The 16024-nt window shown below is 61.4% G+C and carries 7 protein-coding genes; 1 reads left to right on the forward strand and 6 read right to left on the reverse strand.

All coding sequences use genetic code 11. The annotated features are described in order from the left end of the window. Positions 1-543 precede the first annotated feature (543 nt). From ABIC78_RS13030 to ABIC78_RS13045, 4 genes are all read right to left on the reverse strand, one after another. Entirely contained in the window at positions 544-6930 is a 6387-nt protein-coding gene (locus ABIC78_RS13030) for a hypothetical protein (RefSeq protein ID WP_354490124.1), read from the reverse strand. 387 nt (positions 6931-7317) lie between these two features. Beyond that, positions 7318-8127, reverse strand: a complete 810-nt coding sequence (locus ABIC78_RS13035; protein ID WP_354490126.1) for an IS5 family transposase — start codon at positions 8125-8127, stop codon at positions 7318-7320. A gap of 58 nt (positions 8128-8185) precedes the next feature. Beyond that, positions 8186-8707 carry a hypothetical protein gene (locus ABIC78_RS13040; RefSeq protein ID WP_354490128.1) on the reverse strand — a complete coding sequence of 174 codons (522 nt, stop codon included), beginning with the start codon at positions 8705-8707 and terminating at the stop codon, positions 8186-8188. Positions 8708-8935: 228 nt separating this feature from the next. Then, on the reverse strand, positions 8936-10147 hold the full coding sequence (locus tag ABIC78_RS13045) for a M23 family metallopeptidase (RefSeq protein ID WP_354490130.1): 1212 nt from the start codon (positions 10145-10147) through the stop codon (positions 8936-8938). Positions 10148-10754: 607 nt separating this feature from the next. On the opposite strand from ABIC78_RS13045, the gene ABIC78_RS13050 reads away from it, so the two are divergent. After that, the gene (locus ABIC78_RS13050) at positions 10755-11678 is read left to right on the forward strand and encodes a formylglycine-generating enzyme family protein (RefSeq protein ID WP_354490336.1); all 924 of its coding nucleotides are present in this window, start codon (positions 10755-10757) and stop codon (positions 11676-11678) included. A 57-nt stretch (positions 11679-11735) separates the two neighbouring features. On the opposite strand, the gene ABIC78_RS13055 is transcribed toward ABIC78_RS13050, so the two are convergent. Then, positions 11736-13454, reverse strand: a complete 1719-nt coding sequence (locus ABIC78_RS13055) for a sulfatase family protein (RefSeq protein ID WP_354490132.1) — start codon at positions 13452-13454, stop codon at positions 11736-11738. 57 nt (positions 13455-13511) lie between these two features. Beyond that, positions 13512-15869, reverse strand: coding sequence for a TonB-dependent receptor (locus ABIC78_RS13060; RefSeq protein ID WP_354490134.1), 2358 nt, complete (start codon positions 15867-15869; stop codon positions 13512-13514). Between the last annotated feature and the right edge of the window lie 155 nt (positions 15870-16024).

Raw genomic sequence — 16024 nt, forward strand, 5'->3', positions numbered from 1 at the left:
GACTGCTAATTCGGCCCAGGATGGCCAATCAGCTTGAGCCGACCTTCGTTCAAAACTGGCGAAATTTGTCCGGGAAGGCGGACTGACCGGAACGGCAGGTTACGCATTGCTAAGGCCGGAAAGCTGCCGCTCTGACGCCGAAGCGCCGGAAGGCAGCACCCTCCCCTTCCCGGTCGTTCTGCGTCCAATTTTACGCTCCCATGTTCGGACCGACAGCTTCCTCATTTGGATGCCTTGGAGCCGATCTGCCAGGTTCTGCGTATCGCACCATCCACCTATCATGAGCACCTTGCAAAGCGGTCAGACTCGGCTTTACAATCCGCTCGTGTCTGGCGTGACCTGACCACCGCGCTACTCGATCACCTCATCCTATACTGTCGCGCCCTAGAACCCAAGAACGACATCTTCCGCGCCAGCACCGCTTCGCTCAAAGCTAAAAAGGAGAAGCCAGTATCTTGCATGTGCCCGTGTAAGGGGGGCGCATAAAACATAACCACCCCTGCCGCATATTAGCGGCAGTTAATCTTTAATCTGGCACTAGGTTCAATATCGGCGTCGTTGTCGGTGCATTTTGTACCGACTACAAAGCTTCGCGATCGCGGGATCGTCGCCGGTTGATGCCTGCTCGACCAGTTCGGCAATCCTGTGCAGATACCAGCGACCAAGGGTATTCACGCTTTTTGCCAACCCTTCCTTCCTGACCCAGAAGCGCCCGAGGTCACGGCGGCGGTCCTGTAGCGAATGTACCTTACCGTCCTGATCGATCACGAAAAGGCGCAGGCGCCTTGCCTTGCGCCTCGACACATAGTCTTCCTCCGCATCCCTGTCGTAGGGCCTGATCTCGATGTCGACGATGAGGGACCTGTTTTCCTGCCGCAGCAAGCGACCGAGAAGTTCCGGGGATATCGACCCACGCCAACCCGAACTGCCGCCAGCATCATCGTCCTCGCCCCAACTCTGGAATACGAGGGAACCCTGGCCATTGCGTTCAACCCAGGCCGACGCCTCCTGACGGTAGATCAGGCCCAAATCCTCCTGGACCCATTTCGCGGGCTCCAAGACGCGTCCGATAGTCCGGCCGCGCAAGACATCTCTGCGATCCCCGCCAGGTAGTTCGTGGATATCCTTCAGCCATCCAGCGAGGTTGAACCCTTCCTCGTCGATGTCGTCACTGGCCTCGGCGCCAGGCAACACGAAATCCATCGGGTCATCGATCGTCTGCAACGCCCGCGCCAATGACATGGCGGTCTCCGGGCTGATCAGCGAGCTTCGGACGGAAACGTCGAAGGATTGAACGCCATCACCGTAGTCGTATTTTCCTGAGACGACGATCGCGCCATCCTTGGCGCGCAACTCTCGTTCGAACACGGCTACCGGCACACCTTCCCCCTCGGCGCCAGCTATCTCGCCTTGGCCTGGGACGGACGACCAGAACCGCGGCTCGAGCGGCGGCGATGTCCGAAAGTCCGACAGCCAGCATGGTGCATGGGTGGGCAAATTGCCTGCCAGCCAGCACTCGAACCTGTCAGCCGCGTAACGTTGCTGGACAAGTGGGAGTTCGTCGACCATTTCGCCCAAGGCGCACATCATTCCATGCCACTCGAGATACCTTGGAAGCCGCTCCAGGTTCGGGCGGCCGCCGTGGCGATGGTCGGTATCCCTGCGATTGCGGATGCGTTCGATCCTGGGTTCCGAAAGCCATGCCATTCCATCCCCGCCGAAGCCCCAGCGGTCATGGACAAAAGCTTGTACCCGATCGAGGAAGGCGGTCATGGAGATCGGGAAGTTCCGTAGTGGGCGAGAGTACCAGTACGGGATCGTATCCGTGTCGTCGAAGGGGAAGGGGCGAGACCTGAGTTGCTCCCAATCCTCACGGCTAGGCCAGTGCTGGTCTACCACGGGTCGCCGGTCGCTGACATTGACGCGCTCCAGTGCTGCCCGCTTGTCGATGGACAACAGCAATGCCCCGCCGTCGGCCAAGCTCAGCAACACTCTCTTCGCGAGCTCGCGATTTACAACGTGGGTCGTTCCGGCCAGAAATTCCCCGATCTTCCCTGCTTGCCGCCCGATTAGCGGCCCGAGCGTTTTTGTCGCCCTCAGCGCCACGCATAGCAACTGTTCGCGCGCAGCATGATGGTAGAATGGCAGTTCCGGCGCAGCGGTCGCAGGAGCCTCATCGCTCGCCATCAATGTGAAGAGCGTGTCCACGCAGCTGTCCGGCGCTATGGCCAGGAACTGCAAGGCGGCATGGGACGCCTGCCAGCGATGACTTTGCTCGATGTCGCCCAACTGCGAATAAAGCAGGTCCGAGAACGAGAGTTCGGGCTCACAAGGCGAGGTCGCGCCCGAAATGCGCACGGGGCCGTGGCTGTCTGCCCTCGCCTCGATATCGGCGAGCAGTTCTCCGAGAATGCCGGACCGGAGCTTCTCATTCGAGCGGGTGGCGACCAGGCCGCAAAGTTCGTAGATGCGCTCCGCACGCATTGGCTGCGTGGACGTCACGATATAATCGAGAACGATATCGATTTGAGCCGAGGGGGAAAGACCGGTGGCCGTGAGCAGATCGCAGCCCACCGCGCCCTCATGGAAGTCGTCGGACAGCATATCACCGAGATTCGTGCGCAAATGGCTGGCGAGATCGGTTTGCGCCCATGCCCTGACAGGAGCGTAGTCCGACCAAAGGGCAAGGCGCCTTGCCAGGATTCCGCCAACGCCGTTCACAGTGCCGGAGCACGCCAGTACGTTGCGTAGTGCCGCCGTCCGCAAGGAACGTCGATGTACCCTGTCGAGCAAAAGATCGATCTCGTGGCTGATCCAATGGCGACCATTGCCGACCAGTGCTGCCACGGCCTCAGCGATCGACGCTTGATCGGCCAATTCGCGTTCGGCAGGTTCGACGAATTCGTGGTGATCGTCTTCTTCCTCCTCCTCTTCCCGTAGTGCCCAAGCCTGATGGGCAACTTCGGCTAGGAGACTTTCCTGCGGTCCAGCGTCGTCGGAGCCGCCGAGGGTGGATTGCATCACCCGGACCTCCTCCCAGTCCCCACCGAGGAGTGTTCGCTGCGCATAGAGTTCACGGATCGAGCGCGGAATTGTCGAGACCGGATCGGCTAGATCGTCCGGGTCGGGCAGCCCTTTTTCGCCAAGCATCGCAAGACCCAAGCGCACCTCGAGGGGCAAGGTTCTGACGGCCGGCGGGTGCCCCAGCCACTCAAGAGAGGTTCCGATCGAGAGAAGGCCGACGTCATGCCATCGCCCGATGACGAGAAAGACCATGCTCACGTCAGCAGCGGCAACGGCGCGCAGCACGTCCCCCCACGGGAAGCTCCCGTACAATCCGAGCGAGGCATGGATCGCTGATGCGGCATCCGCGATGCGCCCTGCCAGGGCGGCCTTTTCCTCGCGGGTTCCGGCAAGTCCCGCCTCGGCGACCGTGGCGGCAAGTTCGAGTTGTGCGAGCGCATCCATGTCCACCATCTCAGTGATGGCAAACGCTTGGTCATGGAGGGTGCGGGCTAACTCGGCATCGAGACGCAATGCGATCCGGGAACAGCGCATCAGGAGTTTGGCACGCTCGGTGCCGGATGCCGTTTCGGTTGAAGCCCTGCCTGCGATTCGCTCGACCAGTTCCAGGGCGACATCACGCGTGCCGGGAATAGCCGCCAGCGCCTTGGTATTCGCCAATTCCGCTTCGTAGCCGCTTATGCCCCAGTTGGACATTGCCTTGTCGATGATGTCCCGCTCTGCCCGGCTTGCGCACTTGCCAGCCACGGCGCGTGCCATCACGTGGGAGCGTACCAGTCTTACAACGCCATCGCCGCCAACTGGGCTGCGTTCAACCAAGTGATTGTGCTGAATCAGCTTGCCTAGCCGCGGCCAATGCCCGGGATCATCGCTCTTGATCGAACCTAGCGCTGCCCTTGCAATCGGCAGTACCGTCTTCAGCAGTGATGCCGTCTCGCTTCGGTACTTGTTCCATCGTTCATCCGGCGTTTCCTCCCGGTCGGAAGGCCGCCAGTTCTGTCCTCGCTTGGGCGTAGGTGGTGCGGGGATCGCGCGAGGTGGGGGTAGCAAATCGTCGACCGAGGCGATCCGGCCAGATAGGCGCTCGCGAAGGGCCTGGACACGAACATGGACATCGATCGCGCTCATGAAGCGGTGAAGGTCAGCGCTGTCCGCAAGCACGGTCTCTGTGGTGATCCGATCCAGCAGGCGTTCTATCAGTCCGGCCTGGCCTGGATCGCAAGAAAGCCATTCACAAAGCTCGATGCATCCCTCGCGGGTCCGAGAAAATGAGGGATGGTCGGTGGATGCAGCCCTATCCCGCCAAAGCCAGGACGGGGCTTTGGAAATTGCTTCCATGCTCGCGGCCATCACTGGGTCGCCGGGCAACGCACCGGCACGGGCCGCCGCGACAAGGAGGCGAACTCGTGCCGGAACCGACCAACGGCGTGTTGCGAGAACCGCGAGCAAGCGTTCGCAGTGGCTCTCGTAAGCGGTATCGAGAATCTCTTCTAGCAGGCTAAGCCCAGTGACGCCTCGCCAGCGCAGGGCGTGGTCGATCGCTCGGTCATCGCCGTGCAATGCAGACAAGGCTGCGTACTCGGCGACGATCTCGCGCGAAGACAGGTGAATTTTGGATTTGGAGGCTCGGCCTTGCGCCAGTTCCTCTTGCCACCAGCGCAAGTGGTTACGGGCCGAGGTCTCCTGTCGCTTCACCGAGGCTGTGGCCAAGTGTATCCTTGCGGAGGCTCGAAACCGCTTGTGCTCGCGGCCGACGAGCACAAGCCTCGACACCTCGTCTGGAGCGAATCGACAAGCCAGGTCGAGATTCTGGGCGAGCAGTTCGTTGACAGCGCGTTCGCTCTTCATTGCCGTTGCCGCCTTCAGCAGCAAGCGAACCGCATTGGCTTCGTCGCCGTCGGCCTTGCAGCACTTGATGGCAAGCGCCAGTCGACGTGCCAGGACGATGCGTTCATCCAACCGTGCAAGAGGAGGAAACTGGGGCGGGCTCAATACCAGGGCATAAAGTTCCTTTAGCTGCCCGGCGCGCATCAGCATCTCGCCGATGGCACGCGCTGCGTAGGCTTCGGCCTTGTGCCGTTCCAAAAGGATTTCGGCGGCCCTGGCTACCAGCGCCTCAGATCGATCCTTTGTCTCCTCCTTGGCGAAATACTCGAAATCTTCGTCATGGAAGGTCAACCCGTCGCGGTGCTGTGCGATGCCGCCAATTTCCATCGCCAAGTCTATGACTTGCGCTTCGGACAGGCCGATTACGGCAGCCAGCAGCGCGGGAGGTGTCGGGCGCGGCAGGTTCGCCAACGCGCAGAGCAGGTCCCATGGGCTATCGACAGCGCTTGCCCGTAGCCCGGCCTCGGTTACGCGGGCCCGAAACAGGGGATCGATACCTTGTGCCTTGGGCATGAGGCGGTCGATCGCGATGGCGTGGTCTTGCTCGCCGAGACCCGAAAAAGCATAGGCGAGACGGCGCGGGGTGCCGCCCGTCAGGTCGAAGAATGTCGCGGCAAGGTGCGTAGGCCACGAAGGATGCACGAGGCCTTGGAAGGCAGCGCATTCTTTTTCATCGAACGGAGGCAACTCCATTGATGTTACATTGGCTTTGCCCAAGGCCGTGCGGTTGGCTGTCCGGCAGGTATATAGCATCCGCACGTTGGCAGGCATGCGACTGAGCGCGAGCATCTCGTCGAGAAAACATCTCTCCTTCCAGTGGGATGCGGCAAGGCGGGCGTTGTCTACCGCGTCCAGGCATATCACGAGGACTGCGTTCGGAGCCCGGCTTTCGATTACCCGCGCGGCGGCGGCCAGTCGCGCAGAGAAGGCACTGGCAATGCCTGATGTATCCCGCCGAAGTGCGAAGGGGAGGCATAGGCGGGCCGCCATGTCGTTGGCGACTTGCACGAACGCCTGCTCGGGAGCGTGGCGGCGATCGTCGGAAGCGAGGAAAAGGCCGCCACCATAGCAGTCATAGGTAATGACAACCGATCCAGCGGGCAGCTTGTCGGCGAGCATTGAGACCACGCTGGTCTTGCCGCAGCCCCCAGCGCCGTGCAGGAGAACCGGCCGATCCGCAACCATCAAAGTCGTGGCAAGCTCATGAGCGATGGCGCGGTCAAGGCAGGGCGATGGTCGCTCGAGGCGCGATGGTGCGGGAAACAAGCTGCCTTCTGTCCCTGCGCCAAGCCATGTCAGGACGGTCTCGCGCTTGAGCGGTGCCAAACGGCGGCTTTCCGGCAACATCAGTTGCGCCATGCGCTGCTGCAGCAGCGCAAGATCGTCCCTGGCATCGCTGTCTGTCATGGCAGCAAGCGAGCGGATGAGTTCCGTCTCGATGGCAAGGCGCGAGTCTGCGCCGCAATTGGTGACTTCGAAGGCCCGGAGGAAGGTTAAGATCTCCGCATCCTGCAAGCCACTTTGCTGGCGGATCAAGTCCAGGACATCATCCTGTACGGAGGCTTCCTCTTCGAGAAGCGGTATGACGCGGGCTATGTCCGCGGCAATTTGCCCAGCGGATTGGTTGCTGACCAGGGATGCTCGGCTGCCTGCAGGTGCGGCCTTGATCACTCCGGCCATCTTGCCGAGAATGCTGGAAAGCGGCTTGGTCTTCACCCGCGGAGCAAGCAGCCTAGCCCAAGTCCAAGGCGTGTCGGGGTTGGCGGCGCTATATTTCAATTGTTCGTAGACATGATACCGGCCAGCCTCCGCTTCGAAGATCGTGGTAAGGTCGACCGCTTGCGCATGGCCACCCATTTGCTGATGGACAGCGTCGTCGGGAACACCCTCGACCTTGATTTCAACGACGGAATTGGATGGATCAAGAAGGCGCAGTGCTTGGCGCAAGGCCCAAAGCTCGTGAAAATCGTCGCCCGCCGATGACGCGACCGCACCGGTGATGGACGGCTCTACTGGCAATGCTGCATCGCTCCTGTTCGATCGGCCTCGCTAATCACGCTCCGGTTCCGGGTCCAGAAAAGTTCTTAGAGTTTCAGACGGGTGTCGCCAACCTGCCAATGCTGATCTCGCCGGGGAGAAATAAAGATGCAACCGGCGTATGCGCGTCCGGAAACGACGCTGCGATGTTCCGAACCCGATAGTCGCGAATGTCGTCCTAGGCCTCTTCTTTTCGCAGCGCCGATTGCCACGTGAATGTACGACCGGTTCCGATGCCCCAGCCATGCTACTCGAACGTCAGGAACCGCGGCGTGATCTGATAACCAATCCGCAGAAATCGTTTCATGACGCCCCCAAGAATGCGCGCCTTAGCCGTGCGTTAGAAATACTGAATCAAGCTAGAGGCTGTTATGAACCGGTCATCAACAAGATGGCCTGTTTACTCATGATCGTGGCGAAGGCGACAAGATGGAGGCCCGCGAGTGTCTCGGCATAGCGCTCGTAATCCTTGACGAGCCTGCGGAAGCGCGTGGCCCATGCGAAGGATCGTTCGACAACCCAGCGGCGCGGCAGCAGAACGAAGCCACGTTTGGCTTCGGGCAGTTTGACGATCTTGAGATCAATGCCGTGCCGGGCCGCGGCCTGAGCGGTGGATTGACCGGTGTATCCCTGATCGACCCAGGCTATTTCCACGCTGTCGTTGGTGACGGCCTGAATGGTTCGGGCCATGGTTTCGACCTCACCGCGATCCTGAGCGTTGGCAGATGTGACATGCAAGGCCAGCAGGTTGCCCAGCGTATCGACCGCAATATGCACCTTGGAGCCCTTCTTGCGCTTGGCTCCGTCATAACCACCGCGTTCGCCGCTTTCGGGCGTCGAGCGCAAGGTCCTGCTGTCGATGATCGCAGCGCTTGGCTCGGCCTTGCGCCCCGCCGCCAGGCGCAGCACCACGCGAAGATCGTCAATCAGCGCCTCGAAGCATCCCGCCGCCAGCCAGCGCTGCGTCTGCTGGTAAACGGCCGGCCACGGCGGCAGGTCGTTGGGCATCCATCGCCAAGGCGCGCCAGTCTTCACAATGTAGCGCAAGCCGTTGAAAACCTCGCGCAGGCTGTGTTCGCGCTGCCCGGCGTCCTCGGGCAAAAGCGTCAGATAGGGCGCCAGCAACGACCATTCTTCATCGCAAACGTCTGACGGGTAAGGCTTGCGGCGTACATCCATACAAGCCTTTGAATCCATTCAGACATGTAAGTCCATAACAGCCTCTAGGTGAGCAAGCTCATAGCGGCGGACGCGGCATGATCTGGACTGGGCAATGCCGCGAAACACGGTCCCACGCCCGCTGTGTCCCATCTATCTCTACCCCCACTGTGCGACTGCCGGATGCAAGATGCGCCGTCACGGTGGCGTATTTGGCCTTTCCGAGAGCAGCGATGATGCTTGCGGAAATCTCCGGTGAGGCTCGAAGGCCGGATTCAGAGATCTCGGTGGACTTCTCGAACACGTAGCTCTTTTCGTTCGGTTCGGCGTCGGGGTCGTTGACCGGACCTATCGTTAACACGGTCTCATCTGGGAAGGCGAAGCCGTCCCAATCTACGAAGAACGTCGGCTTCCCGTTTGTGCAACGCATAGTAAGAGTGACGTAGTCAGGATCACTTGGCTTTAGGTACACTCGGAATGCGTAGACCTTACGCTCCCCGGTATTGTTGTCAGTATCGTCACTTACGAACCACTTGCCCTCATATGTCGTATCGGCCGGCTGTGCCAAAGCAGCAGCGGCGGCAATAACGAATTTGATCATAGCAGCCCCTCGTTAACCACGCGATTTCTCGAGAGAAGCCTACGGGGAATTGAGCATTGTCTGCAACCAATAGTTTATCGCAACGGTCGCTCCAATTTACAGAGATCATTCGGCAAATAGCGCGTCTGTCAGGATCATTTGGGCGGCAACCGGACCATGTCATCACGTGACCATCCAGTGCTGATCGAAGCGGAGAACGGCAGCTATGGTGGCGCTTTGTGCCTAGCCTCAGGGAAACCCTACAAGGTCGCCATCGAGCGGTAGCTCTTCCTTGCGCAAGATAGGTTTCCATGGAAGCGGGTGAGGTATCTCCGGATCGAAGCTTTCCTCGATCTTTTCCGTTCCGTAAAGGGTGAAGCCGTCGATGAGGAAGGGCAGCCCCTCGGACCCTTCGAAGCTAGGTCGATCGCTGACGTGGAAATGGAGATGGGGCGCTCCCGCGCTGCCGGTCTGGCCGACGCGTCCGAGGACCTGCCCCCGCGCGACATGTTGTCCCGGACGCACAGTGACGCTTCCTTGCTGGAGATGGGCGTAATGCGCATAGGCGCCGGGCGCGATCGCCAGTACAACGAAATTGCCATAGAGGGTTCGCGCCGTTAGATCCTCGGGCGTTTCCAACGGGCGCAGGGGCTTGCCGTTAGCGATCCCGTCATGTGCATCGGCAACGACCCCGTCAGCTACAGCCACAACATCCTTGCCATAGCCGACCCAATCTTCATCGATGCTGGAGGTAAGCGCCTCATAGTGGTGCCGTAACGAATGGTTGCCTTCATCCAACCCGAACCAATCGATCGCGAAGCGCTGGGGTATGGTGAGTTTGCCGTCGATAGCGACCGGACTGCCCCAGTGGTGGGAATGGGGGTTGCCCGGTCCCTCTACCGCCAGCCACCGCCCGCCACGCAGCGGTGGCGCAATCCTGAGCGGCGCTTCTTTGTCGATGGTCGCTCTCACATTGTCCGCCTGTTCGATTTCACCCTTCGCGGTCAGGAACGTAAGCTGGTGACGCAGGCTGTCAGGTCTGACGCCGGCGGGCAGGGGCAGCCACAGGAAGAGCGGCACTGTGAGGCCCGATCCAATCGGAACGCCGTCGTCTGTCTTCCCGTTAGCTTGAGCTCGATTGAGGAGCTCTTGGAGCGCCGCGCCCTCGATGGTCGCCATTGGCACCTGGCTGGTGCCGCTGAAGATCGCCAGTCGGGTAAGCTTCAGGGGATTGTTATCGGACTGAAAGCTCGTGACGCGCAGTTCATAGGCGAGGTGGTGATGGCCATCGCTGCCCGTCACGATACGCGGAGCGAAAGGCGTTCGCGCTTCAATCTGTGCCTGATGGTTTGCAGGTGGCGTCAGGCTGGAACCTGCGTGCGTCGGAGCCGGCTGCGCAGATGCAGCAATCGGCAAGGCAATCGCCAGCCCCCATCCGAGCAGACTGGGAACTTGGCTCATACGGGTCTCCTGCTGCCGGTGGGCTACAGTGATGCGCGGTCTTGGCAGCCAGGGCAAGAAGCCGATTCTGGAGCCTCATCTGCCCAACTATTCGGTGTTGGCATCGTCAAGCCAAGAGTGTCCCCCCGAAACGCCCCGAATTTCCCGGAGAGTTCGCGGATTGAGTCGCCGATGAACGAATGCCCGCTACCTATGATCTCGAATGAGCCTGTAAATGTAGCCTTTTAGGGCGTGGGCAGCGGACCAGGAGATGGCGAGATCTGCGGATCGAGCCCATTTGCCGATATTGCGGTGGTAGATGTTCAACGTTGGTTGAAGCGCACTTTCGTATCGCCTGGGCTCCGGCAAGGAGCACAAGCGCACCTCCAAAAGCCAACCACGTTAGCCCCGATCCATGGGCGACATCGATCTTTGTCGACATCTTCCAAACGAGCCCACGCCCATCACCGGCAATTCGGAGGACCTTGCCCGCGCCGGGCGCAGGCACCAGCCCACGTCGCTCTATGCATATCGCTGGCCTTTCGGTTGCCTTGGTCTCGCGCTGTCACTAGACGTCAAATGCATGGGAACCGCCTCGAACACGATTGCGTGGCCTCCGCTTGCGGGGATGGTCGCCATTCCCGGCGGCACTTTCATGATGGGGTCGGCGGCCTATTACCCCGAGGAAGCGCCGCCGCGCCGGGTGCGTGTCGATCCGTTCTGGATCGACGCCACACCGGTGACGAATGCCGACTTTGCCCGCTTCGTGGCGGAAACCGGGTATCGTACCTGCGCCGAGACTGCCCCCGAGCCGCAGGTCTATCCCGACATGCCCCCCGCCCTTGCGGTGCCGGGATCAGCGGTGTTCACGATGACCGCGGCGCCCGTCGACACGGCCGAGCCGTCGCAATGGTGGGCGTGGGTTCCGGGCGCGAACTGGCGCCACCCGACGGGTCCCGACAGCACGATCGATGGCCTGATGGACCATCCCGTGGTCCACGTCGCCTACGACGACGCGATGGCCTATGCGAAATGGGCGGGCAAGGCTCTGCCTACCGAGGCCGAGTTCGAATTTGCCGCGCGCGGCGGGCTGGTGGACAAGGAATTTGCCTGGGGTGACGAGCTTGTCCCTGGGGGACAGCACATGGCCAATACCTGGCAGGGTCTGTTTCCGTTTTCCAACACGGCCGAAGACGGCTGGGTGCGGACAAGCCCGGTGCGCAGCTTTCCGGCGAACGGGTACGGTCTCTACGACATGATCGGCAATGTCTGGGAATGGTGCGAAGACTGGTGGGGCCAGCCCGATGAACGGCGCAAGGCCGGCAAGGCGCCTTGCTGCGCCATCAGCAACCCACGCGGCGGTTTTCGCGCCAAGAGCTTTGATCCGGCGACACCGCTGGTGAAGGTGCCGCGCAAGGTACTAAAAGGGGGCTCGCACTTGTGCGCGCCCAACTATTGCCAGCGTTACCGCCCGGCTGCGCGCCATCCGCAAGCCATTGACAGCCCTACCAGCCACATCGGCTTTCGCTGCGTGGTTCGCCGCCCGGCCTGATGCATCCCGGCTACCCCCGGCGTATTGTAACGCCGGAAGTAGCGGGGACGGCAAGCATCACTTTTCGGGAATGTCCTTGAGCTGCTGGTCAACCGTCGGCGAATTGACGAACGGGTGACCGGCGGCATGTGCGTCCTGCTTGGCCTGGCTGTCGGGCAGGATATCGTCGAGCCGGTCGCGCTGGTTGGGCTCGACCAGCCATTCCTCGGGGAAGGGGGCAGCGCCGGTGCCATTGCGATTGCGCCGCACTGCGCCGATTGACTGCCGCGCGGTGAACGGGATCGCGTGCTTACCCTGCTTGTTGGCCAGGTCCGCATAAAGGGCGGCGCGCAGCGTGATCTTGTCGCCAAGATGCTTGGGGTCGTCGATCAGGTTGTGCATCTCGGTTGGATCGGCGGCAACATCATATAGTTCCTCGCGGTCGTAGACGCCGTGGTACTGGATATACTTCAGGTTGCCACGGGTGATCGCAAAGGTCGTGGGTGTCTCAGGGAAAGTCCATTCCCAATAGTATTCGTAGATGAAGTCGGTCGGCTTCCACTCGGCCGGCTTGATCGCACCTGTTATCAGCGGCCAGGCATTCTGGCCCTCGAACTGCGCGGGCATCTGGCTGATCCCGGCGGCATTGAGGAACGTCGGCGCGAAATCCAGCCCGCGCACGCGCCCGCGGTTGACGGTACCGGACGGGACCGTGCCCGGTTCCCACATCACCAGCGGCACGCGCACCGATGCCTCGTAGGCCGTGCGCTTGTCGATCAGGCCATGGTCGCCGATCTGGAAGCCGTTGTCGCTGGTGAAGACCACCAGCGTATCCTTTTCGAGATGATGCTTGCGCAGATAGGCAAGGATGCGGCCCAAGCTGTCGTCGACGGCCGAGAGGGTGGCAAAGTAATACTTTAGGTATTCCGTCATCTTCATGTCGGAATTGTAGAAGAAATCGATGCCATGCCAGGTGTTGCGCTGGTCATAGACCCAGCGTGGCTTGCCTTTGTAGTTTTCCGGCGTGTTGGCGGCGCTGGCGGGCAGTTCGAAGCGGGTGGCGTCATACTGGTGCGCATAGCGCGGCGGCGGCAGCGGATCGGAATGGACCGCCTTGTGGCTCAGATAGAGGAAGAAAGGCTTCTTTGGGTCGCGCTCCCGTTCCAGCCAGTTCATGGCATAGTCCGTCAGCTCGTCGGTGATGTAGCCCTTTTGTGGCACTTCCTTGCCATCGATGTTGAGCATGTTCACTTGGCCCGCCGCGACGGCGGCCGGTGGCAGGTCGCCTGTGGGATAATAATGCCCCTGGCCCTTGAAACTGATCCACTTGTCAAAGCCGGGGCGCGGCGCATCGGTGTCGTTGCCCATGTGCCACTTGCCTATGAACGCCGTCTGATAACCGGCCTGGTGGAGATAACCGGGAAAGTAGGTCAGCCCGTCTTCGCTGGAATTGTTGTTGTCGACCACGCCGTGGTTGCGCGCGGTCATCCCGGTCAGGATCGTCGCGCGGCTGGGGCTGCACAGCGAGGAGGTGGTCACCCCGTTGGGAAAATAGGCGCCTTCGCGCGCAAGTCGGTCAATGTTGGGTGTGTGCACCGCGGGGTTGAGGAAACCCATGCCGTCGAAACGCAGGTCGTCGACCAGCACGAAGATGATGTTGCGCGGGTGCTGTGTCGGGGTGGCCGATGCCGGCGCAGGCGTCACCGCCGGTGCGCTTGCCAGCACAGCCGGTGCCGACAGGGCCATCGCGGCAAACGTCGCCGCGGTCCCCAATATAGCCTTGTGCAGCTTGCCCATATCGTGGTTTCCGTCGAAAAGGCCGGGCAGCGTGGTGCGGCTGCCCGGCAGGGTGGATCAGAACTTGGCGCCGAACGTAGCGCCAAGGTAACGGTTGGCGTCCTTGTTGACGAAGGCAGTGAGGTCGTTGGGATTGGTGGCACTGGCCATCAGGCTGGTGTGTGCCATCGACGAATAATAGTTCTGGTTGAAGAGGTTGCGCACAAACAGCGTCAACGTGTAACGGTGTGCCTGGTCCTGCACCCCGACGTTGGCGTCGACCAGCGTATAGGCTTTCTGGGCCAGCAGCGGATCTTGCGAGATGTCGAAGATCTGGCTGCTCTGATAGCTGACTGTCACCTGCCCGAAACCGTCCAGCCCGGTGCCCGGAATACCGGCCTCGACACGCGGCGAGACCATCACGCGCCATTCGGGCGCATAGGGCAGGCGGCCGTTCACGATGTTCTGTTGCCCGGTGCCAGCGCCGAAGCAGGTGTTGGCGGGCGGATTGGGCCCGGTGTAGAGGTTGACCTGGTTCTGCAGCGCGCAGCTCAGGCCATCAGCAGTGACGCGCGAGTGAGCATAGGTCACCCCAAAGTTGACCGACAGCACCTCGACCGGGCGCAGGGTGCCCTCGATTTCGAAGCCTTTGGTGGTCGACTTGCCCGCGTTGGTCTGGGCAAAGGCGGGCGCGTCGGGCGTGCCGACGTTGGCGAGGACCTGCAGGTCGGTGTAGTTCGACAGGAAGGCAGCCAGGTTGACGCTAAGCAGGTTGTCTGCCGTGCGTCCCTTGAAGCCGATCTCATAGGCATTGACGTGTTCGGGGCGGACTGCGGCCTGGGTGGCAAAGTTCGTGGCCGGCTCAGTGTTGAAGCCATAGCCCTTGTAGCCGCGGGTGTAGCTGGCATAGGTCTGCGCATTGCGGCTGAACTCGTACTTGGCGCCCGCCTTGCCGGTTACAGCAGTGTCGGTCGCCGAGCGATAGCCTGAAACCGAGCCGAAGCCGGGGATCGCAACGTCGGTCGGATATTGCGGGGCAGGGCCGTAACGCACGCCGGACACCGCAGTCTTTTCATGCTGCACGCGCAAACCGCCCAGCAGCTTGAGCCCGCCGGTCACGCGATACTCGACTTGGCCGAACGCGGCGACGCTGTCGGAACGGTTGTGGGCATGGGAGAAGACCGAACGATAGACCGGCGCTGCGCATACGGCGCCAAGCGTGCCCGACGAACACAGCGCCTGCTGACGCAGGAAGTCGCGATCGACGCTGGTGCCGGCATAGAAGACCCCGGCGACATAGGTGAAATCGCGGTTGCCGTTCGAAGCGATGCGCAGTTCCTGCGAAACGCTGCCCAGGCGGATTGGTCCGCCATTCTGGTTGAATTGGCCGATCGTGCCGGCAACATAGACCGGCAGGGGATTGTTGATCCGATCGACGACGTTGTTGGCGATATTTTCGTAGTGTTGGTAGGCGGTGATCGAAGTCAGCGTCGCGGACCCCAGGTCAAGGTTGCCTTCCAGCGAGAAGGTATAGGCGCTTTCGTTGTTAAACGAGTCGCTGTCATCGATGATCTGCCGATTGCTCGGCGAGGCGGTGATGCCAGGCGATAGCGCGATGATCTGCGGTGTTCGCGTCTGCACGGCGACCGATTGGCAGCACAGCGCATTGCTCTTGCGATAGTCGGCGCTGGCCAGGAAGTTGAGGGTGTCAGTCGCGTCCCACAGCAACTTGCCGCGCACGCCCCAAGACTTGCTGCCGTTGACGTCACGCCCGGTCGCCACATTGTGAATGTAGCCGCCAACGTCGTTGTAGTACCCCGTCAGGCGCGCGGCGAGCGTGTCGGAGATCGGGCCAGAAACGGTGCCCTTGACGCGGTACTCGTTCTTTTCGGCAATGGTGGCCTCGACCGAGGCGGTCGGCGTGCGGCTGGGCTTGGCGGTGATGACGCTGACCACGCCGGCGGTGGCATTCTTGCCGAACAGCGTGCCCTGCGGGCCGCGCAGCACTTCGATGCGCTCGATGTCGGCAAAATCGGCAAACCCCTGGGTGGCGCGGGCCGCCACCACGCCGTCGACCACAGTCGAGACCGAGGCTTCGACGCCGAGGCTGAACAACTGCGAGCCGACACCGCGGATGCGGAAGCCGTTGGATTGCGAGCCCTGGCCCTGCTGGAACGTCAGCGACGGGACTGCACGGGAAAGCGATGCGGTGTCATTGATCTGCGCGCGCGACAGGCTGTCGGCGGTGACGGCGGATACGGCGACCGGCACATCCAGAAGGCGTTCGGCGCGCTTCTGGGCGGTGACCACGATCTCGCCAGGCTCAGGCGCGGCAGCAGTGTCGGTGGCTTGGGCAGCGCCGTCCTGAGCCAGGGCAGGCGTGTAGCAGGCGATCGCGGCAGCGCCCGCGAGCAAGGCGCACAAGGTCTTCGGCATCAGAAACTCCCCCGTTTCGAACGTTTATCGCTTCGTTCGATAACGGAGTGACAGCGCAAGTCAATAAAGTACAAGCGGTAGCATTTGCGCTAAGTCCCCTGGTATGTTTGAAACAAACACTTGAATTAAATATGAAATATGTGAAAGTAAATCGA

The sequence above is a fragment of the Novosphingobium sp. 1529 genome, from assembly GCF_040544855.1.
Lineage (GTDB): Bacteria > Pseudomonadota > Alphaproteobacteria > Sphingomonadales > Sphingomonadaceae > Novosphingobium > Novosphingobium capsulatum.

What these genes read in the sequence shown, in the direction of transcription:
- ABIC78_RS13035 (WP_354490126.1), bottom strand. Translation starts at nt 8,127, where the DNA reads ATGGATGTACGCCGCAAGCCTTACCCGTCAGACGTTTGCGATGAAGAA.
- ABIC78_RS13040 (WP_354490128.1), bottom strand. Translation starts at nt 8,707, where the DNA reads ATGATCAAATTCGTTATTGCCGCCGCTGCTGCTTTGGCACAGCCGGCC.
- ABIC78_RS13045 (WP_354490130.1), bottom strand. Translation starts at nt 10,147, where the DNA reads ATGAGCCAAGTTCCCAGTCTGCTCGGATGGGGGCTGGCGATTGCCTTG.
- ABIC78_RS13050 (WP_354490336.1), top strand. Translation starts at nt 10,755, where the DNA reads ATGGTCGCCATTCCCGGCGGCACTTTCATGATGGGGTCGGCGGCCTAT.
- ABIC78_RS13055 (WP_354490132.1), bottom strand. Translation starts at nt 13,454, where the DNA reads ATGGGCAAGCTGCACAAGGCTATATTGGGGACCGCGGCGACGTTTGCC.
- ABIC78_RS13060 (WP_354490134.1), bottom strand. Translation starts at nt 15,869, where the DNA reads ATGCCGAAGACCTTGTGCGCCTTGCTCGCGGGCGCTGCCGCGATCGCC.